Here is a 22,273-nt window from a genome sequence, read left to right on the forward strand (position 1 = left end):
AGCCAGGGATGGTTCAAGAGCTTTTAACCAAGGTCTCCACCTCAAACGCTACAATCTGGCGCTGGGTGCTGGAAAACTCCACGCCGATCAGGTGTATGGGTTTGCCGGAGGCGCGGTGCTTATCGGCATAGCCCTTGTATTTGATTTGCGTCAGCGCTTTACCTTCTGGCAGTTGTTCGACCACCTTAAACTCAAACAGGTAAATATGCCCACCAACGTCCACACTCATATCCACCTTGCCGTGGTGGCTGGCATCTTCCACCGTCACATCCAGCCCCAGAGCGGCAAAGTGGCTATAGAAGACACTGGCATAGTGGCCTTCATATTGGGCAATGGGATTGTTGCGGTACCAGTCGTGGGGGAGTCCTGCATAAAGGGCTTTGAGATGAGCTTCCAAAGCAGCCAGATCATGGCGCTGAAAAATATCGAATAACGCCAGTTGATGGGTTTGTGCCTCGCTTGCGTTGATACCCAGTACCGGTAGCAATAAATCGTTGAGACTGCTTTCCACCTCTCGATTCGGAAAGCCTAGCGTATAGAGGCGATAGCCCAGTATGGGCTCCTGCACGTCCTTAATGGTGATATAACCCGTTTGAAAAAGTAGCCCTTCGGTGGTGATGTCATCCACATCAAAGCGCCCTAGCAACTGCGCTTTTGCCTGTAAGGTCTCCAATCGAGGGGTAAACACTCCCCGCTGCTTGAGGATATCGACCAAAAACGTCGGCGTCGCAGACTCAAACCAGTACGGGCCGAACTCTTGTTCTTGGAACAGCAACAGTACATCGAAGGGATTGTAGACAGACGTAACCTCTCGGCCACCCCAACGATAGCCGTTATACCACTGTTTGATTTCCTGACGGTCTAACCCAGACAGTTCGGGTTCAAATACTGTATCAATGTCGTCATCGGTATAGCCACAAAGGGTCGCATAGTCGGGCGACAGGGTAATATCGCGCAGATTGTTCAAGCCCGAAAACAGACTGACCTTGCTGAACTTGGAAACACCGGTAAGCAGCACAAAGTGCAAGTGCGGGTCGGCGTCTTTGATAACGCTGTAAAGGTTTTTCAGGCCCTCGCGTAGTTCTCGGGCGCGCTCCGACACCAGGATATTATCCAGAATCGGTTTGTCGTACTCATCGATCAGCACAACCACCCGCTGGCCGCTCTGCTGGTGGGCGGCGCGGATTAGGGCAGAAAATTCACCCGGTATATCGGTTTTATGATGCTGAGTAATGCCGAACTGCTCGCGTTGAACCCTTAACTGCTCACGAATACGCTCGTCCAGCCCTTCACGGCTCTGCATCACTCCATCGGCAAAGCTAATACGAATCACCGGGTAGCGCTGCTGCCAGTCCCACCTATCATGAATATAGAGCCCTTCAAATAGCGCTTGGCGGCCTTCAAACAGGCAGCGCAGGGTATCCAGCAACAGGCTTTTGCCGAAGCGGCGCGGCCGCGATAGGAAATAGTATTTGTTCTGATTAACCAAACGCTCGATATGCGGGGTTTTATCGACGTAGTAATAGTTGCCCTCGCGGATATCCGAGAACGTCTGAATCCCGATGGGTAACTTACGGCGGTGGGAATTCGTCACGGCGGCCTCCAGAGCAAAAAACAGCGATACAAATAGCAGTTTAGCATGCCCAGCGGCTTGGCATAACGCGTACTATATCGCGGAGCAGCCTCGTCGGGTTGAGTATGTCTACCGAGGCAATATTCGGTAAGTCTGGGTGTAGATCATTGATCAAATCGACGAGTAGAGTTATGGCCGATCAACCCGTAGATCTTGCCCTCTTTGAAACGGTGCGCCACAGAATGCAGCAGGCATTTGCCGTTGATCTCGAAACGAAAGTGGCACCCTTGACCTCGAACATGCTGGTTTCCTTGTGCAAGGAGTTTATCTTACAGGGAGTCGATCTCCATAGAGTAAACGAGAATCGTTGCTTCTATCTCTCGTGCTTGACCTCCTTGCATTTCTCAACTCTGGGCTGATTCAATTACCCGCACCCTGCTAGCTTGTTACCGATAGTCGATGCAGCGTTAGGTCATGCGTAGCATCGCGATAGCGGTGCGCATTAACGCCCTTGTGTAATGACCTCGGTCGCCGCCACCGCACGCTCGACGGCGCTGAAGGAGATGCGCTCCTGCTCCAGTCGCACCCTCGCGCCCAAACGGTCTGCGCGCAGTTCCTCGAACAGTGCCTGCTCGTCGGCGGTGAGCCGGGTGGGGTGGCCGGTGTAGCGCTTCTCCTCGGGTTCCTGGCCCCACAGGGGGTGGTGGCCCATCAGAGTGGGACGGTCCATCAATAGGGAGCGGGCATGGGGCAAGCTGGCGCGCAGGCGGTTGAGGATGCCGAAGCCGTGGGTGTCGATGTCGCCCCAGTACCAGAGCGCGCTATCGTGCAGCCAGGGGATCTCTCTCAGCCTCTCCAGGCCATAGCCCAAGCCGAAGATCACCAGGCTGGCGGATGTCTCGGGGAAGGCCAGGCCGTTGGTGCGGTTCTCGGTGATAAACACACGCTGCACCGGCAGGCTCAGCCCGGAGAACTCCTCCGGCGGAACCGCGATATCGCGCAGGCCCTGAATGGACAGCGCCGGGTCGAGCAGACGGAAGCGGATCTGCGGCGCTTCCGTGCGCAGGCCATAGCGGCGCGCGAAGCCCTTAACGCCGCTGGCATCGCGGTGGATGGCGGTCGCCGGTAGCACCACATCCAGCAGCTCGGCGAGCAGGCCCCGGCGGGTTTCGATGAACTTGGTGTCGACGCCGGGAATGTCCAGTTGGCGCAGGTAGAGCCCTGGCCGCGGGTGGGCCAGGAACCACGCCAGTACGGCCAGCAGGCGGGGCCAGTCGTGGGCATGGCGGAGCACGGCGAGGGGGTGGCGCGCTATCCAATCCTGCAGTTCGAGGTGGTGGTGAAGCAGGGTGTCGACCAGGGCCTGGAAGCGCTGGGCATCCTGCTGGCGACGGATCAGCTGCAGGGCCTGGGTTTCATCGGCGATGATCGCTGCCACCGGAATGGCGTTGCTGCCGTGAACCCGGTTGTTGACCTGCTGCCAGCGCAGTTCGTAGCCGTAGCCGCGTCTCTCCCGGCTCTGCTCCCGCAGTGCGTTCACCCAGTCCATCACCGCGCCGAAGCGCTCGGTGATGTCCCGGGCGCTGGGGCGGCGCAGGCGGATCTCCAGGGGGAACGGCGATTCGCCGGACACCCGGGCGGCGAGAAGGCGGCCGCTGTCCCAGGCCTTTTCCACCTGCGCGCGGATGGATGCAGGGGTACTCCAGCTCATGACGCGCTTATCATGCTGCGGGCGGCGCGCTCGGCGCGATACTCCTCGATGCTGAGGTTGCGCACCATCGAGTGCTGACCGCCGTCGTTGTGCACATAGCCGACGTTGGCCACAAAGGGCTCAATGATGTGGATTTTCTGCAGCGGGGTGATGATCAGCAGTTGCAGATTGAGCCGCTGGAACAGCTCCAGACCGTAGCGGGCGGATTCGTCGGAGCCGCGGCCGAAGGCTTCATCGATGACCACGAAGCGGAATGAACGTGAACTTTGCCCGCCCGTTTCGAGGCCGAACTGGTAGGCCAGGCTGGCGGCCAGCACCGTGTAGGCGAGCTTTTCCTTCTGACCACCGGATTTGCCGCCAGCATCGGTGTAGTGCTCGTGCTCGGCGTCGTCCTCTCGCCAGCGTTCCGAGGCGGAGAAGACGAACCAGTTGCGCACATCGGTGACCTTGCGTGTCCAGCGCTTGTCGGGTTCGGTCTGGCCCTCCCGCCCGCGCAGGCGCTCGATGATGGCTTTGACCTGCAGGAATTTGGCTTCGGAGTACTCCTCGGTTTCCGAACCGGTCAGCGCCCCTTCGGTGCAGGCGCGCAGCGACTCGCGGAACTCGCGTACCTCGGGATCCGGGGTCGGTTCGGCCTGCAGGCGGATATAGCGGTTGGGGTTGTAGTCGATGGCGTGCAGCGAGCGGTTGATGGTATCGATGCGTTCGCGGATCAGCTCGCGCTCCTGGTTGAGCTTGGCCTGGAAGCCGGCCACCTCGCGGATGGTGTTCTCCTTGAGCAGCTTGCGGAAGTCGGCTTCGAAGCGCGGCAGGTCGTCACCGACCAGCTGCTCGAGCATGCCGCGGTACTCGTCGCCGGCGGCGATGCTGACGTCCACCTCGCGGGTCTCCAGTGGCCACTCGGTCTGGTAGCTACGCATGGCGTCGATGATGCGTTCGCCGAGGCGCTTGAGGCGTTTCTCCTCGGCGTCGATGCGCCCCTGAAGCCAAGTGCGCATCTCCCGCTCGGCATTGTCGCAGGACTCCACGGTCAGGCGCCGCTCGGGCAGGGCCTCGGGGCGTAGCGCGTCGAGGCGGGGAAAGTCGCTTTCGCGCACCGTGGCAGCGGTACGCTCCACCAGGGCTTCGGCCTCGGCCTGGGTCTCACCGGCCTGATCGTACTTGAGCCGTGCAGTGGCGCGTTCGTCGCGCAGCCCGGTCAGGCGCGCATCCTGCTCCTTGAGCTCTGCTTCCAAGTCGCCGAGCTGCTGCTGGAGCAGGCGCAACGTATCCGAGGTTGACTCGAGCGACTGGCGCTCCTCCTCGAGTCGCTGGATGAGCAGCGTCGGGGTGTGCCAGTCAAGCTCCTGAAAGTGGCGGTAGACATCGATCCGGTGGAGCAGGGTGCCGCGGGTTTCCAGTTGCTTCTGGGTCTCCTGGGCCTGGCTCAGGGTGTCGGCCAGCTGCTGTAGCCGCTGCTGCAGCTGATACTGCTGCTGCTCCAGGGCGGCGATCTTGGCCTCGTTGCTCCAGCCCAGCACATAGCGGGCACGGTCATTGATGGCGTGGCGGTCGTCCTTCTCGTGGCGCTCGCCTTTGGCCTTGATCTGGCCGCTACGGGTGATGGCGCGTTGCTCGCGGCGCAACTGCGCCAGGTCGCGGCAGCAGGCGTAGTCGAAGCGGCGGGCGAGCTCCTGTTCCAGCCAGGCGTAGAAGTCGGAGTCTGGCCGTACGGCGAGCTTGCGCACCAGGGAGTCCGGGTGCAGCTGCGGCAGGCTGGCGCCTTTCGGCTCGCGCACCCGGTAGTAGACCAGGCGTCCACGCAGGTGGGTGCGGTCCACCCACTCGGCGACCTCCTGATAGTGTGCATCCGGCACCAGCAGCGACAGACCGAAATTGTGCAGCACGCGCTCGATGGCGCCCTCCCAGTCGCGCTCTTCATCACGCACCTGGATCAACTCACCGGCAAAGGGCAGCGACTCCACTGGCAGCCCGGTGCTCTCGCACAGCCGCTCACGCAATGCCAGCATGGCGGCAGGGATGTTGGAGCGACGCTGGCGTAGGGAGTTCAGCTCGCGCTCGACCTCCTCGACACCCTCGCGGCCATCGCGGAAGGCGACCGCCGCCTCGGTTACCGCGTTCTGGGTCTCGGCCTTGCGGTCCTCCAGGGTCTCGAGGGCGTGTTCCACCCGCTGGCGGTTCTCCACAAACACCGCCTCGTCGCCCAGTGGGTCCAGCGCCAGGCGCTGGGTAAGCGTTTGGTACTCCTCGGCCCGCCGACGGCGCTCATCGGCCCGCTCGCCCTGATCCTTGATCTGTCGCTTGAGTTGCTCCAGGCGGTCGCCGCCGTTGTCGGCAATGGCCTGCTTCAGCTCGTCGCGCTTGGCCTGGTTGTGCTGTTGCTCGCTGGTCAGCGCCTCAATACGCGAGGCCAGCCGTTCCAGCTCCCGCTCCAGCTTCTCCCGCCGCTGCTCAAGTAACTGTGCCTTGATTCCGGCGAACCAGGGTTGTAGTGCCTCGCGGCAGGCGGTGAGCTCCCGGGCCTGGTCGCTGGCCTCGGCGTAGCGGTCCAGGTTGTCGACCATCGGCTGCAGGGCGTCGATCTGCGCTTTCGCCTTGAGCACCGCCTGGTGGGCGCGGTCAAGGTCCTCGAAGTGACGGATCAGCGCGTCGATGCGCTCCTCCACCGCGAAGGCTTCCAGCATATGCCCGCGCACGAACTCGGTGAGATTGCCGACCGATTTCATCGAGACCGTCTGGTTGAACAGCTCCAGGGCCTGCTCGCTGTCGAGACCAAAGCGCCGGCGGAACGCCGCCCCATAGGGCGGGAAGTGGTCGAAGAGCTCCACCTGGGGCAGCTGGCGCAGGCGCTTGCGCAGGGCATTGAGGTCGCTGCCGAAGTTGGCGAAGTCCTCGGTGATGGTCAGCGGCCGGTCGGCGACCACATAGCTGCGAGCGGGTTGCCCTTGGCTGTCGCGCAGCCAGAACAGCTGGGCCAGGGTGACGTGCTGGTCGTAGCCGGCATGGTAGAACTGCGCGAGAATCACCGAGTAGCTATTGAAGTCACGCAGGGCAACGGGCTTGGCGGCCAGGGCGCCGTCGCTGCGCTCGGTCTTATAGTAGCCAAGCACGTAGGAGCGCAGGCTACGCTCGCGCTGTTCGGCGCCGGCGGCCTTGTTGTAGGTGATGCGCTGGGCCGGTACCAGCAGGGTGGTGATGGCGTCCACCAGCGTCGACTTGCCGGAGCCGATGTCGCCGGTGAGCAGGCTGGTTTCGCCATTCGGTGCCAGGTGCCAGACTCGCTGATGAAAGGTGCCCCAGTTGTAGACCTCCAGGCGCTGGAGCCGAAACCCGGTGTGAGAGTCGTCGCTGGCGAAGTCGAACAGCGCGTTCTGCGGATTATCCGTCATCGTCGTTATCCAGGTGCTGGCGGTAGTCTGCTAGGTGTTGGTCGAACTCGGCGAGCCATTGGGCGTCGACGAAGGCGGCGAGAATGCGGCGCACCTCGAAGCGCTCCTCCTGGCCGCGCAGCCGGCGCAGGAAGCCCAGTTCCACTACCCGCTTGATATGGCTGTCCATGCGGCTCATCAGGCGCACTTCATCCCCTGTTTCAGGCAGGAACAGGCGCAGCATGTCGGCGATCTGCTCGCGAGAGAGAATCAGCCGCGGATCGCAGCCGGTGGCGTCATGCTCTGCCAGCTTCTTGCGCAGCAGTGCCAGCAGCAGGCTGACCGGGTAGCTGAGCTGGCGGCGTGGTACCAGACGCGGCAGCTCCTCCTCGCCCTCCTCGGTCGGGCGCTGGCGCAAATAGGCGTAGCCCTCGGCTTCGTCCAGGATCAGCTCCAGCCCGAATACACCGGCATGGTCGCGTACTTGCGCCTGGAGTCGCAACAGATCCTGCCACGCTCCAGACTGGTCATCGCGGTAGAGGACGCCTTTGAACAGTTGGATCAACACCGGAGAGAGCGCCGGTTCGCGCTCGTTGGGTGGGGTGCCGGTCTCGTTCATGGGTGGGCTCCCTGGTGGCCACTAACGAAGATCACCGCAGGCAGGGCGGCGCGGCGCTGCTGGCCCTGGTCATCGGTCCAATACACGACCTGCTCCTGCGTTTCATCGACGAGGCCCAGCCCCTCCCCGGTGGCCAGGCTCAGCCAAGTCACCAGCTCCGCCAGTCCCTGTTCCAGTGGATGCCGCTGCAGCAGCGCCTCCAGGCTGATCTGGCGCTGGGTCTGCAGCGCCTGGCGTAGCCGGGCCCGCAGCCGCTCCTTGTCCACGTAGACCTGTTCGAACAGTGGGTCGGCAGCGATGTCCGCGGTTCCCTCCTCGAGCGGCGCCTGCTCGATACGTGGCTTGATGGGAGGGCTGAACAGCGGCCGATCCATGGCCAACTGGACGTCGGGGGCGGGAGCCTCTACGGTCATGAAAGGGGTGGTTGGCAGGTTCTCGCGCACCGCCAGGGCGTGCTGTTCCAGACCGCGCAGCAGATCCATGATACGCCGATTCTCCAGCCAGGCTTGATCGTCCAGATAGCGTCGCAGCTGTTCGGAGAGCCGGGCCACGGTGCGCTGGGTCGCTTCTCCGGCGGTTAGCCAGTCATAGTGGATGCGGCGCAGCCTCGGGTCAGGATTCAGCTCAGCGACCGGCTCCAGCGACAGGATCGACTCCAGCAGTTCGGTGAGCTCCTGCTGGCGGTCGGCGGACATCAGGAAGTCCCAGAAGGCACGAAAACTGCGGCCCTGGTCGGAGTCTGTAATGGCATCACGCTGGCCCAGTACCTCCTCCAGTATCGCGGCCTTGCCGCCCTCCCAGGTGGCGATTCGTTCGCGTACCTGGCGATCCAGGTCACGAAAATTCTGCTCCACCTGGCGGAAGTCGGCCAGTAACGCCCGAGCCGTGTCGGTGGCCTGAAGAAAGCGCTCGCGTAGTCGCGTGGGATCCATGAACGCCATATGGCCGGCACGAATCTCCTCGATCTCTGCGTCAATGGCGGCGCGGCGGCGACTCAGCTCCGCGATGCGCGTCTCGGGATCCGTTTCGCTGTTCTGGGAGATGTCACGTAGCAGGTCGAAGACCAACTTCAATCGCGACTCCGCCCCCACGAAGGTGCGCTGCTCGAGCCCGGCCAGCCACTGAATGGCTTGCTCGACGGCAGGTATCAGGTCGTAATGCGGTTCGTCCGAGTCGGCGGGAAAATAGCGCCGCAGCCAGCCGCGTTCATCGCTGGCCCAGTCATTCAGATACTCCCGCGCGGGCTTTGGGAAGTGCCCTTCGCCCAGCCCCTGGCGAAGGTGGAACAGATAGTCTTCCAGCCTTGCCGCCAGCTCCTGCTCCGGCAGGCTGCGCACATTGGGCTCGATAAAACTGCGATGCACGAAGGCAATGATCAGCGGTGCGTGGTCGGCCAGCAGCAGCCGCCAAGCGGGATGGTATTTACGTAGACTGTTGAGGTAGTCGTAGTCCATGCGGCTGGATTATGCTCTATGAATAGCCACCCATGTCCAGGCCGCACAGGGGGAACTAGGTAGCCTTGAACAGTTGGATTGAGATTCGTTCGATTATGCCTCACCTTAGGCCGCGTTTGCTACCCCAGCCAACCACGCAGCCGTTGGCGAGGGGATGAGTAGGCGGCAGTGTTGCGCTGTGCACTACTCGAAAGCTGTGCGGTGGCTTTGCTCAATGCTTCACCGCCCCCTTGCCCCCACCATACGTGCCAGTACCCGGTCTTTGAGCCAGAAGCGGTGAATCAGCGCCATCGTGATGTGGCCGATGACTAATCCACATAACAGCCACGAGAGCGGGCCGTGAAGGAGCTTGGCTGGGGCGATCATCCAGGTGATGTCGCGTTCCGCTTCGGGCAGCAGCTCCATGCCATAAAAGCGTAGTGCCCCGCCGCGGCCGTACTGGCGCAAAATGGCGAAAGCAGGCAGCAACAGCAGGAGCGCATAAAAAGTGATATGTACAAGGCGTGCTATGCGGCCATCCCATCCGAGCGGCTGCGGAGGACGCTGCTTGCGGTTGACCCATGCCCAGCCAAGGCGAGCCAGCGTCACGATCAGAATCAGAAACCCTAACGAGCCATGAGGCCCAATGCTTGCCAAAAACAGCGTGATAGCGTTTCCGCCCATTCCCCGCCAAGCCAGCAACACAGTAAATTGCAGCGTGACCAGCGTGGCGGTCAGCCAGTGAAGCGCACGGCTGACCCGCCCATAGCTGTCAGGGCTGTCTCGCCAGCCAATAGGCGTTTGAGCTGGCTTGCGTGTGAGATCACTGTTTAACGCCGTGTTGTTTGCCGTTCCTTTAACCATTGGCCTTGCCCTGGCGCCAGTAGCCCATGCTGGTAACGTACTGCTTGGGTAGCCCGCACTCGTTGACTAAGTAGCGACGCAGCTTCATAGCGACCTTGGTTTCAGCAGCTATCCAAGCGTAGAAGGGAGCTCTGTCATCCAGGGTGGCGGGTTCCCAGAGTGGGCCGTCCTCATCGTCGCTTTCGTCGTTGCTAGTGGCTGCCGTAGGCACGCCGCCTAGCGCTTGAATTTCCTTATGCAAATCAATATCGCGCACTGCTCTCATCAGCAGCTCACCGTGTTGGCAGCCGGGTTCAGCATCGCGGGCCAGCCAGTGCAGCTTAGCGGCTTGGGGCAGCGGCTGAACGTCGTCACTGCGAGGCACTTCGAACAGCGCTTCGACCCTGGGTTTGAGCGGCAGGTCATCAAGAGTTTCAAGAATGCCTGCGGCGGCGGGGAGGGCGGTTTCATCGGCGATGATCAGAATACGGCGTACACCTTGGGGCGGCTTCCACTCGTAGCCCAGCTTTGGGCCTTCCGAGTTAGCGTCGGGGGCTGTCATGGCAAGGCGGTCACCTGGGCGGGCGTGCATAGCCCAGCGCGATGCGGGGCCATTGTCGCCATGGAGTACAAATTCTACGTCCACCTCTGCCTTCTCCGGCCGCAGAGCGCGAATGGTGTAGGTGCGCGCAGAGGGGCGCTGTGCATCCGGTAGTGCGCGGTAAGCGCCGTACCAGTCATGCTCTTCCAGCTTGGCAATCTCAAACAGCGGATCGAGACTACCACCGCCTTCGGGGAAGAACAGCTTGACACGCTGATCCGGTGCGTAGGTCGCCATATGGCTGACTTCCGGGCCAGTGAAAGTAAACCTGACTAATGAGGCGCTGACTTGGGTGCGTCTGGCAAGGGTGATATCGAAAAGCCGATAGCTCGGTTTGGCTGCCATGATGGGGTTCCTCATGCGGAGACATAAATCAAGGGGTCAATTGTAGTGCTAATTATTATCATTTAGAATCTTCGACAGTCATTCACGCGCTCATTTCCATGCACTCGTTTGCTTATATCCAAGGTCACTCCCATGACGCAGCCGCCTGCCCTCGCTCTTTTGGTGAATCGTCCCGCCACCACCAACGGAGGGGCATCATGCTAGGCGCTGCTCAACGAATGGGAGGAATGACCCCCGCGAAAGCTTGTCTGTTGCTGAGCCTGCCGATGGTCGTGCTGTTTTGGGTCGGTCTAGAGAGCCAAGGCGGTTTTGCGCTGGGCCTAGAGGCATTAGTGACCCCTTCTTTCGAGAATGTCGACGAGCTTCTGCTCTATTACGCCTGGTGGCCGCGCCTCTCGATCGCGCTGTTGGCCGGTGGCGGTTTGGGGCTAGCGGGCGTGCTCATGCAGCAGGTGCTGCGCAACCCGTTGGCGTCACCCACCACGTTGGGGGTGGCATCGGGCGCTAATCTGGCGCTGATGACCGCTACCTTGCTGGCGCCAGGGTTGTTGGTGGTGGGGCGTGAGTGGGTCGCCTTGTCGGGTGGCGCACTGGCGGTGGGGCTGGTGTTCCTGCTCTCCTGGCGGCGCGGTTTGGCCCCTGTTGTGGTGGTGTTGGCGGGCCTGGTCGTTAATTTATACCTGGGCGCACTCTCCACCGCGCTGTTGCTGTTTAACCACGAGGTGCTTTCCGGGCTGCTGATTTGGGGCGCGGGATCGCTGGCTCAAAATGGTTGGGATGGCGTGGCGTCGCTGGCTCCTAGGCTTGCCATTTGCGGCTTGGCGGCATGGCTGTTGCTGCGTCCTTTGGCGGTTTTAGAGTTAGATGACGCCAGCGCCAAAAGCCTGGGGATTTCGCTGAAGCATTTGCGCTTTGCCGGGTTAGGGCTGGCGGTGTTTATTACCGGTAGCGTGGTGAGCGTGGTGGGTATTATCGGCTTCATTGGTTTAGCGGCCCCCAATATTGTGCGTATGGCGGGGGCACGCACGCTGCGTGCGCGCTTGCTTTGGTCGACATTATTAGGCGCCGTGCTGCTGGCCACCACGGACCTCTTACTGCAGCGCTTTTCCGGCATGGTGGCGACGCTGATTCCCACCGGGGCCGTGACGGGCGCCTTAGGCGCACCGCTGCTGATGTGGTTAATTCCGCGCCTTAAGCTGCAGGGCGACCGTCCTCCCCAGGCCTCCGGCGTGGTGATCACGCGCCATGCCGCGCCCCATCGATTAGCCACTGGGCTACTGCTGGCGCTGGTGGCAGCTATGGTGGTGGGCCATTTGGTGGGGCAAGGGGCAAACGGCTGGAGCATCATCGCCCCGACGAATTGGGGTGTGATTGAGTGGCGCTTTCCGCGCGTGATGGCGGCAGCGGCCAGCGGTTTGATGCTGGCAATAGCGGGTACTATTCTGCAGCGCCTTTCGGCTAACCCTATGGCGAGCCCCGAAGTGCTGGGTATCAGCGGTGGCTGTGCCATTGCACTGATTTTAGGTATTTACCTGCTCCCCGCCCCCAGCAATGCCCTGCTGGTGGCGATAGGAACGCTAGGGGCGTTGGCGACGCTGCTTGTGCTGGTAGCGCTCAACCGTAAGAGTGGCTTTGTGCCTGAGCGTTTACTGCTCAGCGGCGTAGCGATTAGCGCGCTGTTCGATGCGGTGCGCAGCGTGCTGCTGGCGGGCGGTGACCCGCGCGGCCAGCAGGTTATTGCATGGCTGGCAGGCTCTACTTATTACGTGGATGTAGGCAGCGCGCTGCTCGTAGGCAGTATGGCGGCGGGGCTTGCGTTGGTATCGCTGCCGTTCACCCGCTGGCTAGATATTATGCCGCTGGGTACCGCCACAGCGCGTTCTCTGGGCATAGGTCTGAACCGTGCGCGCCTAGCGCTGTTACTGCTGGTCGCCTTGCTTACCGCCTGCGCCACGCTAGTGGTGGGACCGCTCTCCTTCATTGGCTTGTTGGCCCCGCATATGGCTCGGCTAATGGGCTTCGCCCGCGCCCGCCAGCACTTAGTAGGCGCTGCCTTGATCGGTATGCTGTTGATGGTGCTGGCCGACTGGGTAGGCCGTCAAATCATGTTCCCTTATGAGATTCCGGCAGGCTTAGTGGCTTCGCTGATCGGCGGCGCCTACTTTATGTGGGGGCTGCGGCGCTTATAAGCGCTTAACCTGAGCGTGTATAAGCTGCGCTAATGAACTATTAGCAAGATGATTTTTTGTTATGTCAACTTACCCTTACCCTAGCGCTTTCTTAACTCAAGCATAAGGCGAGCGGCGATGTGGGAAAGCTACCTAACGGGTTTAGTGGTGTGCGGCGGCATTATCATGGCGATTGGGGCGCAGAACGCCTATGTGCTGGGGCTGGCCATTCGTCGTGAGTATCACTGGTGGTCGGCGGGGCTGTGTATGAGCGCGGACATCATTCTGCTTACGGCGGGTATGTTTGGTGCCAGTGCGTTTTTGCTCACCATGCCTAACGCCATGGAAGCCATGCGCTGGGTGGGCGTGCTGTTCTTGGCCTGGCTAGCGGCACAAGCGTTATGGCGAGCTGCCAGTGGCCGTGAAGGCTTAAAGGCCAACAGCGCCAAAGCGCGCAGCTTGCGCGGCGTGTTACTGGCAACTCTGGCGGTCACGGTGCTTAACCCGCAAGTCTATCTCGATACGCTGCTGTTAATTCCCGCCATTGGCGCTCAGCAGGAGAGCGCCGGTGTGTTCGTCGCCGGGGCGTCAACGGCGTCGATTCTTTGGTTTAGCTTGCTGGCCTGGGGCGGCGCGGCGCTGTCGCCCTGGCTCTCCCGCCCTGCGGCATGGCGCACCATCGATGGGCTGATTGGCCTGATGATGGCTGCCATCGCGGTGCACCTCGCACTCGGCTCAGCGCTGTTGTAAGGGACGAATCGCTCGGTTAAGCCTGAACGAAGTAGCGCTTGATGATATCTAATACCTGCTCAATATCGCTGTCGCTGATATCACGATGCACCACCATCTGTGTGGCGTAGAGCAGCTCTATCAGTACGCCGTGCTCTTATAGCAGCGCGGCTTCCTTACCCGCTCGCTCGGCCAGCGTGGCTTGAAAGGCATTCACCGTCGGGTCGTTGCCCCACACATCATCGCCCAGCGGTGCTGACATCATGGCGTCTCGCATGGCGGCGGTAGGGCGTGTCACCGTATCGCTACGTAAGTCGATCATATGATTCTCTCCCGGCGGCCCTCCCGAACAGGGCACTATGGATATAAACAGCTATGGTTATCGCAAACATGGGTCATCGTTTGTATAACCAACTCCTACCGCATGGCAACCTAGCATAGGCAATTAGATGGATCTTAAAAGTGGTTACCCGTTTTGGACGGTGAAAAATGGTCTGTTAACGGCTTTCCCGCAGCTTACCCACGATCACCAAACGGAAACGGTGATTATCGGTGGCGGTATTACAGGGGCGTTAATTGCCGACGAGCTAAGTCGCCACGGTCATCAAGTGGTGGTTCTTGAACGCAGGGACGTAGGGTGGGGCAGCTCTGCTGCCAGTACGGCGCTGCTGCAGTACGAAATTGATACCCACATGGTCCATTTGGCCGAGCAGTACGGAGAAGCTAATGCGGTGATGGCTTATCGTAGCTGTGCCGAAGCGATTCATTCGCTGGAGCGACTCGCGGCGGAACTTGGCAATGTGGCGTTTAGCCGTCAGCAGAGCCTCTACTTTGCCAGTCATGACGGAGATGTGGCGGCCCTGAAAGCGGAGCTTGCGATGCGCAAGCGCTTTGGCTTTGACGTTGCCTGGCTTGACCAGCGTGCGCTTGAATCCGACTACGGTTTTTCAGCCCCAGGGGCGATTCTTTCCTCGTTGGCCGCCAGCATCGACCCTTACCGTATGGCGTATCATCTGCTGGAAAATGTGGTGCGGCGTGGCGGAGGTGTGTTTGATCGCACACAGGTCGAGCGGCTTGAGCCGAACGCCGAGGGTGTCGAGGTGATCTTGCGCAACGGAGCGACGCTGCGCTGCCAACAGGTGATTATCGCAGCGGGTTACGAGAGCCAGTCGTGGTTGCCTGAACCGGTAGCCGAAAATCGCAGCAGCTACGCGTTTGTCACTGACCCGTTGCCTCTTGAGGTGCTGGGCAAGCTAAGCCATACCCTGGTGTGGGAGTCGGCGCGGCCATATCTCTACCTACGCTCTACCCAGGATGGGCGGCTGCTCATCGGCGGTGAAGATGATGAGGAAGATATTCCGGAGTGCCGGGATGCGCGTGTGATGGAAAAAGCCCAGACGCTGGCCGCAAAGGTAGAAGCGCTCTGGCCGGGTTTAAAGATCAACCCGACGTTTTGTTGGGGCGGCACCTTTGCGGAAACGGACGATGGTTTACCCTATTTCGGGCCTCATGAGGCGCTAGGGCCACGGGTACATTTTGCCATGGCCTATGGTGGCAACGGCATTACCTACAGCATGATAGGCGCACAACTGCTGCGCGCGCTCATTGAAGGCCGTCAGCACCCGTTAAGCGCGCTATTCTCATTTCAGCGGTAGTGTCTGGCCAATCACCTAACGGTAAGTAAACCGCTACACTACGAATATGGATGAATGTGTGCTTTGTCAGCAGGTGCGTCTTGCCTGCTGGTGAGCATTATGTAATTGATAAGTGAGTGTCTTCCATGAGCCCCACCCTGTTTTTACGTGCCCTAGAGCGTAACGATCTGCGCTTTGTGCATGAGCTCAACAATAATCAGAGCATTATGTCGTACTGGTTTGAAGAGCCTTACGAGTCGTTTGATGAGCTTGAGGAGCTGTATAACAAGCATATTCACGACAATGCGGAACGGCGCTTTGTTGCCGAAGACAGCACGGGCCGAGCCATTGGCTTGGTGGAGCTCATTGAGATTGACTACATCCACCGCAGCGCCGAGTTTCAAATTATCATTACCCCAGAGCATCAGGGCAAAGGGTTCGCACGCTCACTGATTCGCCAAGCGCTGCACTACTCCTTCACGATTTTGAATCTGCACAAGGTCTACTTGATCGTAGCGGTACAGAACGTCAAAGCGATCCATCTCTACGAGGAGAGCGGGTTCATCGAAGAGGGCCACTTGGTACAGGAATTCTTCATCAACGGTCAATACCGTGACGTCAAACGTATGTATATCCTGCAGGAGACGTATCTGGCGCAGTTGGATCAGCAGCCCGTTGAAGAGGGGGGGTGGGAGTCATGACACCCCACGTCTTGGTCGTTTGCCAAAGGCGCTGACCAAGACGTAGTCAGCGCCTTACTGCTGACGCATATAGGCAGCTAGGGCGTCGAACGCGGCGCGTTGCTGCTGCGCGCGTTTTGCCCACACTTCCATGACATCGACTTCCATTGCCGGGTGTTGATTAGAGGCATTTTGCATGGCGAACACTCCTGGTGCAGAGGTTGAAGAATCATTTTTGTTATACGCAGTTTGCTTTGTGCAATGCAGCAAGATAGCTGTGATGTGAATATTAGGCGCTTTTGCAAGGCGTGGCTAGTCAAAAAGATGTAAGTGATATGCCATGGCATGTAAGAAATAGCTTACAAAAGGGGACAAAGAAGCGCTGCTTCTTCCTAGCCTGTTGAATGGAAAAGATTTTCATAATACAAAAAAGCCGACAGAGGGTGTCGGCTTGGGGTGTTATCTTTTCGTCTATAGGGGATATAACAGTCGAGCAAAACGCTCGTTAGCAGTAAAAGTTGGCGAGTGCATCATTGGCGGCGCGCTGCCACTGCGCCTGACATTGCCAAAACGCGAGCACTTCATCATTACGTGCTGGGATTGCCTTTATGATTGTCATTACATGGTCCTCCTGTGGGACAACCTTACCAGTATAGTCTCTTTTTGTTGCGGTGCAGCATTTCGTTGAGGACGACGTGCTCAAGAGATACACAGCATGGCGATGCTTAGTGAAAAAGCGTTCACCTTGGCTAGCTGGGTGGGGCTGCCGCTTAAAAGCAACTTCTTAAAACGTTAGCGGCGTACTACATGCTATGTTGGCTGTGAGCTCATTACACACTAACAACATTAAGATGACATCAATGCCCGCTATTCACCATCAAGACCGCTGGGTAAGCGCTCCCGGCGGTTGCCTTTATACTCGTAGGTGGCAGCCAAATAATCCACGCTCGGATGTCCCGATTGTGCTGTTTCATGATTCACTGGGCTGTGTAGAACTCTGGCGCAGTTTTCCCGCGGCGCTATGTACCGCCACGCGCCAGCCGGTGATTGCCTATGACCGGCTAGGATTTGGCCAATCAAATGCCAGCGCAACACCGCTACCACTGAGCTTTGTTGACGATGAACCTACCGGTAGCTTTGCAGCGCTTTGCCAGGCTTATCAGATCACGCGCTTTATTGCCCTCGGGCACAGCGTGGGTGGCTGTATGGCCGTACATTGCGCTGGGCGTTATGCAACTCAGTGTCAGGGGCTTATCACCATCGCCGCCCAAGCATTTAACGAAACGCGCACAAGGCGCGGTATCGAAGAGGCACAAGCGGCTTTTCAAGCGCCGGAACAGTTCGCCAAGCTGGCCAGGTACCACGGCGACAAAGCCCGCTGGGTACTCAACGCCTGGGTGGACACATGGCTAAGCCCCGCGTTTGCAGAGTGGTCACTCATCCCAGCGCTTGAACAAGTACAGTGCCCGACACTCGTGCTGCATGGCGAAAAAGACGAGTACGGGTCTCATCGTCAGCCTGAGCGTATTGCCCGCTATACCCAAGGTCCCGCTCACTGCGAAATGCTACCCGGCATCGGTCATATTCCTCATCGGGAAGCCGAAGCCGTGGTGGTCGAGTTTGCCCGCCAATTTATCGCTCGCCTTGCCTATTAACGGCTTAATCTCAGGCCCATGTAAGCATAATGAGAGACGTTCTATGCGCTTAAGAGTTTTATCCGATCTTCATTTAGAACATTTTGACGGACACCGCGAACTGCCGCCTGCCGAGGCGGATGTGGTGGTGTTGGCAGGGGATATTCATCGCAGAGCAGAAGGGTTGGCATGGGCACGGCAGCAGTTTCCCGACCTGCCGATTCTCTACGTGCCGGGCAACCATGAGTTCTACGGCACCAGCATGCCGCTGCTGCGCCAAGAGTTAGCGCTAGAAGCCGCTCGGTATGATATTGAGCTGCTGGATAATCGCAGCGTGACCATTGGCGGAGTACGCTTTTACGGCACGACGCTCTGGACAGATTTTGCGCTCTATGCCGACGACCCCACCCGCAATCCATTAGACACCGAAGCGAAAGCACTGCGCTACATGCCTGATTTTCGCATCATTACCACGGCTCCCGGCCAAGTGTTCACTCCCCAAGCCAGCCAAGAGATGCACCGTGAGGCGCTGGAGTGGTTGAGTCGCGAGCTTCAACAACCTTTCGATGGCCCCCGCGTCGTGGTGAGCCATCATGCCCCACTGCACGGTTGCATTCCCGAACAGTATATAGGCGACGCGCTCTCGCCCGCCTTTGCCTCCCACCTCCCGCAACTGATGGGCAAGATGGACTTGTGGATTCACGGCCACGTTCACGAACCGGTGGATACACGACACAGCGGCACCCGCATTATCGCCAACCCGGGCGGTTATCCAGAGGAGTTTTCGCCGCCGCTGTTTCAGCCTGATTGGGTGGTCACGGTAGGCGAATAAGGGCTGAAATGACGCGCTGCTCTATAACCTAGCTACACTCTTACCTGTGACGATAACAGTTGCTCATACAACTACAGGGAGTGATAGGCGATGGAGTTTTTAGTTAGAGTACTTTTTCACTAACAGCCCACAAGAGGGCGCTGCCCAGCGGTTGTCAGCGGTGAACACCACGTCGCACACCACTGGCGAGTAGTAGCGGCGTACTTCTTCATCGATGCGCTGACGCAGCGCGTCTTGGTTTGCCAGTGTCGCCTCTGGGAGGTCTTTGGGGAGTACCACGTGGACGATGACGTAAAGCAGGCGGCCGGGGCGCACCATACGCACGCGCACTTCCAGGGTGTCGATATTGGCAAGGCCACGGGCAACGGCTTGGCGCACCGGTTCGGCGACGGCTTCTTCCGGAGTTTTGTTGAGCAGCTCTCTTAGCGCTTGCGATGCCATGCGCACGGGCACTCCCAGGCAGAGCACCACCACTGCAATCACCAATACGGAATCCACATAGGGCAACACCGCTCGCCAGCCGAGATGCTCAAACAGCATCACTAGGCAAAAAGCCGCCAGTACGGCTCCTGAAATCACACTATTGACCAGCCAGTTGAGTTTGTCGGCGGCCACCAAGGGGCTACTGACATGGCGCTGACTGCGGTGCATAACCCAAGCGGTCAGCGAACAGGCGGCGGTCGCAAACAGCGCATAAATCACCGCAAGCCCCGCTGAAATTTCTCGCCCACCGGTAAGCAGTGCCGCCACGGCATCCACCAGCGCGAAGATCGATACCCCCAAAATCAGCAAACCTTTGCATAAATTAACCAGCGACTCGAAGTAGCTGTAGCCAAAAGGGTACGACTCGCTATCCGGGCGGCTGGCAAGCTTGCTGACCTTGATGGTCACCAGCGCTACGCTAAAGTAAATAAGATTGAACAAGCCATCCAATAGGATGGCCTGGGAGTTCGAGGCCAAGGTGGCCACGATACCGGCACAGCCAATGAGCAGCGCCATGAAGGCGGAAAAGGCTAACGTACTGGATTCTGTCTTCACGAACGTATGGCTCCCATGCCTAGCGAATCAAGAGGCTGGGAAGCATAGCAACATCAAGGTGGGAAATGTCAGTGGTTTATACCACAGTAAAATAACGCCGCTTGGCGGCGGCGCTATTTACTGGTGAGTCTATTAGCCCTCAATCCATACTTCATCGCCCTTAAAACCCACGCGCCAGACGCGTAGCTGTTGGCTGTCGTCCTCCAGGCACTGCCCATCTTCCAAGCGGAAGTGCTGTTTGTAGATCGGAGAGGCCACGACGGGGCTGCCCTTGATATCGCCGACGATACCGCGGGCAATCACATAGGCCTTCGAGAAAGGATCGAAGTGGTCCAGGGCATAGAGTTCTTGCGCGTGGCCGGGCAAATAGAACAGCGCCACTTGGGCGGGGCCTTCCGGTGTGCTCAGCCATGCGGCAACGCCGGAAAAGGCCACGAGGTCTGCTCTGGTGCAGAGCGGCTGCCAAGTGTCGTTGTGGTTCGATAGTTTGAGTGCGGTGGCGGTCATGGTCGTCCTCGATTCGGTGGTCACTGGGTTAAGCAGGGCGTAGCTGGCCGCGCTCGGAAGTCATGATGATGGAAGGGTCGGGTCGCGCATCGTTCACGAAACTTCTAAAACGCTTGAGCTTTTCGGGGTCGCTGATGGCGTTGGCCCACTCGCACTGGTAGCTATCCACCACATGCTGCATTTGGCGCTCCAGCTCATCGTTGATACCCAGGCTGTCTTCCAGAATCACCTCCTTCAGGTAGTCCAGGCCGCCTTCCAGGTTTTCCCGCCATACCGAGGTGCGCTGCAAGCGGTCGGCGGTGCGTACGTAGAACATCAAAAAGCGGTCGATGGTGCGGTAGAGTTGCTCGTCATCTAAATCGGTGGCGAAGAGTTCCGCATGGCGGGGGCGCATGCCGCCGTTGCCGCACACGTAGAGGTTCCAGCCGTTTTCGGTGGCGATAATGCCAATGTCTTTGCTCTGCGCTTCGGCGCACTCCCGGGTACAGCCGGAAACTCCGAACTTGATCTTGTGCGGTGCGCGCAGGCCCTTGTAACGGTTCTCTAACTGAATCGCCATGCCCACGCTGTCCTGTACGCCGTAGCGGCACCAGGTACTGCCGACGCAAGATTTCACGGTGCGCAGCGACTTGCCGTAGGCGTGGCCGGTCTCAAAGCCTGCTTCAATCAGTTCGCCCCAAATGGCCGGCAGGTCTTCCAGCCGTGCGCCGAACAGGTCGATGCGCTGGCCGCCGGTAATCTTGGTGTAGAGCTGGTATTTCTGGGCCACTTGCCCCAGCACCACCAGCTTGTCAGGGGTAATTTCACCGCCGGCGATGCGCGGCACCACCGAGTAGGTGCCGTTTTTCTGCATATTGGCCATGAAGGTGTCGTTGGTATCCTGCAGCGGCACGTGGGCGGCATCGGTAATCGGTTCGTTGAAGCAGGAGGCGAGAATCGAGGCCACCGCTGGTTTGCAGATATCACAGCCGAGGCGATGCGTCTCGGCATTGCCGTGCTTCTCCATTAGCTCGCTGAATGTCTTGATGCCTTCGACACGTACGATGTCGTAAAGCCCTTGGCGGGTATGGGCGAAGTGCTCGCAGATCGATTTATCCACTTCGACGCCGCGGGCCTCCAATTCGTGATCCACCACGCTTTTGAGCAGCGCCGCGCAGCCGCCGCAGCCGGTGCTGGCTTTGGTGGCACCTTTAACGCTGCCAAGGTCCGCTGCGCCCGCGTCGATGGCGCTGCAGATGCTGCCTTTGGTCACATTGTGGCAGGAGCAGATCATCGCCGTTTCCGGCAAGGCATCCGGCCCCAGCGCCGGGGCAGCACCGCTTTGTTGCGGCAGAATGAGCGATGCGGGTTCCTTAGGCAGCTCGATGCCGTTGGCGTAGTACTGCAACAGCGTGTCATACACGCTGTTATCGCCCACCAGCATGGCCCCCAGCAGCTTCTTACCGTCGCTGGTGACGACCAGTTTGCGGTAGACCTGAGTGAGCGGGTCGAGGTAGCGGAACATGCGGGCGCCAGGGTTCTGGTTGCCGTGGGCATCGCCAATGGAGCCGACATCCACACCCAGCAGTTTTAGTTTGGTGCTCATATCGGCGCCGCTAAAACAAATATCGCCCCCCGTCAGCGTGGCGACGGCCGTTTTGGCCATTTGGTAGCCAGGCGCCACGAGGCCGAAGATGCTCTGGTTCCACAGCGCTACCTCGCCGATGGCGAGGATGTTCGGGTCGCTGGTGCGACACTGGTCGTCGATCACCACGCCGCCGCGCTCGCCGATGCTCAAGCCGCACTCTCGGGCGAGGGTGTCTTGCGGGCGAATACCGGCGGAAAAGACGATCAGGTCGGTTTCCAGCACTTTGTCGTCTTGGAAGACCATCCGCAGGCGGCTGGTGTCGCCGGGTTCGATACGCTGGGTGGCCCGTTCGGTGAGTACCTGAACCCCCAGGGCCTCGATTTTCTCTTTCAGCAGCTCGCCGCCTTCGCTATCCACCTGCATGGGCATCAGTCGTGGGGCGAACTCCACCACGGCGGTGTCCAGGTTCAGCCCGCGCAGCGCGTTGGCGGCTTCCAAACCGAGCAAGCCGCCACCCACGACCACGCCGTTGGTGGCGTTTTTGGCCGCTGCCTGAATGGCATCCAAGTCATCCAGGGTGCGGTAAACCAAGCAGCCTTCGCTGTCGTTGCCGGGAATGGGCGGCACAAAGGGAAAGGAGCCGGTGGCCAGCACGAGCTGGTCATACGCGTAGTGGCCCTGTTCGGTCACCACCAGCTGCTGTTCGCGGTCAATCGCGGTGACCGCTTCGCCGCTGCGTAATTGAATGCCGTGGGTGTGGTAGTAATCGGCGTCGCACAGCGCAAGCGACTCCGCATCGCGGCCGCTAAAGTACTCGGATAAGTGCACACGGTCGTAGGCGCGGTGGCGCTCTTCGCCAAATATCGTCACCTCAAACCCCGCCAGCGCGCCGCTTTCCACGAGCTGCTCGGCAAAATGGTGGCCGACCATGCCGTTACCTACAATGATCAGCTTTTGCTTGTTGGAAGACGTGGTTGGAGTAGACATTGTG

The 22,273-nt window shown here is 59.7% G+C and carries 18 protein-coding genes and 1 pseudogene; 7 read left to right on the forward strand and 12 right to left on the reverse strand.

Going from position 1 to position 22,273, the window contains the following annotated elements; genetic code table 11:
- Positions 1 to 13: 13 nt before the first annotated feature.
- Complete coding sequence (locus AC13CN_RS12355; protein WP_172515518.1) at positions 14 to 1,594, reverse strand: ATP-binding protein; 1,581 nt, start codon at positions 1,592 to 1,594, stop codon at positions 14 to 16.
- 170 nt (positions 1,595 to 1,764) lie between these two features.
- Here AC13CN_RS12355 and AC13CN_RS12360 point away from each other — a divergent pair, with 170 nt between their 5' ends.
- Entirely contained in the window at positions 1,765 to 1,992 is a 228-nt protein-coding gene (locus tag AC13CN_RS12360; protein WP_062374717.1) for a hypothetical protein, read from the forward strand.
- Between the two features lie 83 nt (positions 1,993 to 2,075).
- Here the strand turns inward: AC13CN_RS12360 and AC13CN_RS12365 are convergent, their stop codons facing one another.
- The 6 genes from AC13CN_RS12365 to AC13CN_RS12390 form a co-directional block, all read right to left on the reverse strand.
- Positions 2,076 to 3,284, reverse strand: a complete 1,209-nt coding sequence (locus AC13CN_RS12365) for a DUF3322 domain-containing protein (protein ID WP_062361338.1) — start codon at positions 3,282 to 3,284, stop codon at positions 2,076 to 2,078.
- Positions 3,281 to 6,673 (reverse strand): ATP-binding protein, encoded by a 3,393-nt coding sequence (locus tag AC13CN_RS12370; RefSeq protein WP_074210956.1) that lies wholly within the window; start codon positions 6,671 to 6,673, stop codon positions 3,281 to 3,283. Before AC13CN_RS12370 ends, AC13CN_RS12365 begins: the two co-directional genes overlap by 4 nt.
- Entirely contained in the window at positions 6,663 to 7,220 is a 558-nt protein-coding gene (locus tag AC13CN_RS12375) for a DUF4194 domain-containing protein (RefSeq protein WP_232068221.1), read from the reverse strand. Before AC13CN_RS12375 ends, AC13CN_RS12370 begins: the two co-directional genes overlap by 11 nt.
- Before the next feature lie 47 nt (positions 7,221 to 7,267).
- Complete coding sequence (locus AC13CN_RS12380) at positions 7,268 to 8,725, reverse strand: DUF3375 domain-containing protein (protein ID WP_062361332.1); 1,458 nt, start codon at positions 8,723 to 8,725, stop codon at positions 7,268 to 7,270.
- Positions 8,726 to 8,944: 219 nt separating this feature from the next.
- A complete protein-coding gene (locus AC13CN_RS12385) occupies positions 8,945 to 9,568 on the reverse strand; it encodes a cytochrome b (RefSeq protein WP_289109048.1) in 624 nt (207 codons plus the stop codon).
- Complete coding sequence (locus AC13CN_RS12390) at positions 9,561 to 10,493, reverse strand: siderophore-interacting protein (RefSeq protein WP_062361326.1); 933 nt, start codon at positions 10,491 to 10,493, stop codon at positions 9,561 to 9,563. The genes AC13CN_RS12385 and AC13CN_RS12390 overlap by 8 nt, the downstream gene beginning before the upstream one ends.
- Positions 10,494 to 10,690: 197 nt before the next feature.
- Here AC13CN_RS12390 and fhuB point away from each other — a divergent pair, with 197 nt between their 5' ends.
- Positions 10,691 to 12,682: a Fe(3+)-hydroxamate ABC transporter permease FhuB gene (gene fhuB, locus AC13CN_RS12395; protein ID WP_074210954.1), complete on the forward strand. Its 1,992-nt coding sequence runs from the start codon at positions 10,691 to 10,693 to the stop codon at positions 12,680 to 12,682.
- A 117-nt stretch (positions 12,683 to 12,799) separates the two neighbouring features.
- A complete protein-coding gene (locus AC13CN_RS12400) occupies positions 12,800 to 13,411 on the forward strand; it encodes a LysE/ArgO family amino acid transporter (RefSeq protein WP_074210953.1) in 612 nt (203 codons plus the stop codon).
- A gap of 139 nt (positions 13,412 to 13,550) precedes the next feature.
- Here the strand turns inward: AC13CN_RS12400 and AC13CN_RS12405 are convergent.
- Positions 13,551 to 13,712: pseudogene (locus AC13CN_RS12405) on the reverse strand (beta-eliminating lyase-related protein); the annotation flags it as partial.
- Between the two features lie 127 nt (positions 13,713 to 13,839).
- Here AC13CN_RS12405 and AC13CN_RS12410 point away from each other — a divergent pair.
- Together AC13CN_RS12410 and speG are read left to right on the forward strand one after the other, a co-directional pair.
- The gene (locus AC13CN_RS12410; RefSeq protein WP_074210952.1) at positions 13,840 to 15,045 is read left to right on the forward strand and encodes an NAD(P)/FAD-dependent oxidoreductase; all 1,206 of its coding nucleotides are present in this window, start codon (positions 13,840 to 13,842) and stop codon (positions 15,043 to 15,045) included.
- 125 nt (positions 15,046 to 15,170) lie between these two features.
- Positions 15,171 to 15,725: a spermidine N1-acetyltransferase gene (gene speG, locus AC13CN_RS12415; RefSeq protein WP_044628965.1), complete on the forward strand. Its 555-nt coding sequence runs from the start codon at positions 15,171 to 15,173 to the stop codon at positions 15,723 to 15,725.
- Positions 15,726 to 15,779: 54 nt separating this feature from the next.
- Here speG and AC13CN_RS12420 read toward each other — a convergent pair whose 3' ends face one another.
- Positions 15,780 to 15,902 (reverse strand): hypothetical protein, encoded by a 123-nt coding sequence (locus AC13CN_RS12420; RefSeq protein ID WP_255319117.1) that lies wholly within the window; start codon positions 15,900 to 15,902, stop codon positions 15,780 to 15,782.
- A gap of 662 nt (positions 15,903 to 16,564) precedes the next feature.
- Here AC13CN_RS12420 and AC13CN_RS12425 point away from each other — a divergent pair.
- On the forward strand, positions 16,565 to 17,359 hold the full coding sequence (locus tag AC13CN_RS12425) for an alpha/beta fold hydrolase (RefSeq protein ID WP_335589366.1): 795 nt from the start codon (positions 16,565 to 16,567) through the stop codon (positions 17,357 to 17,359).
- A gap of 43 nt (positions 17,360 to 17,402) precedes the next feature.
- Entirely contained in the window at positions 17,403 to 18,170 is a 768-nt protein-coding gene (locus AC13CN_RS12430) for a metallophosphoesterase (RefSeq protein WP_483053182.1), read from the forward strand.
- A gap of 99 nt (positions 18,171 to 18,269) precedes the next feature.
- Here AC13CN_RS12430 and AC13CN_RS12435 read toward each other — a convergent pair whose 3' ends face one another.
- The 3 genes from AC13CN_RS12435 to nirB form a co-directional block, all read right to left on the reverse strand.
- Complete coding sequence (locus AC13CN_RS12435) at positions 18,270 to 19,208, reverse strand: cation diffusion facilitator family transporter (RefSeq protein ID WP_483053183.1); 939 nt, start codon at positions 19,206 to 19,208, stop codon at positions 18,270 to 18,272.
- A 132-nt stretch (positions 19,209 to 19,340) separates the two neighbouring features.
- Entirely contained in the window at positions 19,341 to 19,715 is a 375-nt protein-coding gene (gene nirD / locus AC13CN_RS12440; RefSeq protein ID WP_483053184.1) for a nitrite reductase small subunit NirD, read from the reverse strand.
- 28 nt (positions 19,716 to 19,743) lie between these two features.
- Complete coding sequence (gene nirB, locus AC13CN_RS12445) at positions 19,744 to 22,269, reverse strand: nitrite reductase large subunit NirB (RefSeq protein WP_483053185.1); 2,526 nt, start codon at positions 22,267 to 22,269, stop codon at positions 19,744 to 19,746.
- Positions 22,270 to 22,273: the final 4 nt, after the last annotated feature.

It is taken from the genome of Vreelandella sp. L-25, from assembly GCF_056857535.1.

Bases quoted from the DNA above. Each gene is read 5' to 3' on its own strand.
- AC13CN_RS12360 (WP_062374717.1), top strand. From the start codon at position 1,765: ATGGCCGATCAACCCGTAGATCTTGCCCTCTTTGAAACGGTGCGCCAC.
- AC13CN_RS12365 (WP_062361338.1), bottom strand. From the start codon at position 3,284: ATGAGCTGGAGTACCCCTGCATCCATCCGCGCGCAGGTGGAAAAGGCC.
- AC13CN_RS12370 (WP_074210956.1), bottom strand. From the start codon at position 6,673: ATGACGGATAATCCGCAGAACGCGCTGTTCGACTTCGCCAGCGACGAC.
- AC13CN_RS12380 (WP_062361332.1), bottom strand. From the start codon at position 8,725: ATGGACTACGACTACCTCAACAGTCTACGTAAATACCATCCCGCTTGG.
- AC13CN_RS12385 (WP_289109048.1), bottom strand. From the start codon at position 9,568: ATGGTTAAAGGAACGGCAAACAACACGGCGTTAAACAGTGATCTCACA.
- AC13CN_RS12390 (WP_062361326.1), bottom strand. From the start codon at position 10,493: ATGGCAGCCAAACCGAGCTATCGGCTTTTCGATATCACCCTTGCCAGA.
- fhuB (WP_074210954.1), top strand. From the start codon at position 10,691: ATGCTAGGCGCTGCTCAACGAATGGGAGGAATGACCCCCGCGAAAGCT.
- AC13CN_RS12400 (WP_074210953.1), top strand. From the start codon at position 12,800: ATGTGGGAAAGCTACCTAACGGGTTTAGTGGTGTGCGGCGGCATTATC.
- AC13CN_RS12410 (WP_074210952.1), top strand. From the start codon at position 13,840: ATGGATCTTAAAAGTGGTTACCCGTTTTGGACGGTGAAAAATGGTCTG.
- speG (WP_044628965.1), top strand. From the start codon at position 15,171: ATGAGCCCCACCCTGTTTTTACGTGCCCTAGAGCGTAACGATCTGCGC.
- AC13CN_RS12420 (WP_255319117.1), bottom strand. From the start codon at position 15,902: ATGCAAAATGCCTCTAATCAACACCCGGCAATGGAAGTCGATGTCATG.
- AC13CN_RS12425 (WP_335589366.1), top strand. From the start codon at position 16,565: ATGCCCGCTATTCACCATCAAGACCGCTGGGTAAGCGCTCCCGGCGGT.
- AC13CN_RS12430 (WP_483053182.1), top strand. From the start codon at position 17,403: ATGCGCTTAAGAGTTTTATCCGATCTTCATTTAGAACATTTTGACGGA.
- nirD (WP_483053184.1), bottom strand. From the start codon at position 19,715: ATGACCGCCACCGCACTCAAACTATCGAACCACAACGACACTTGGCAG.
- nirB (WP_483053185.1), bottom strand. From the start codon at position 22,269: ATGTCTACTCCAACCACGTCTTCCAACAAGCAAAAGCTGATCATTGTA.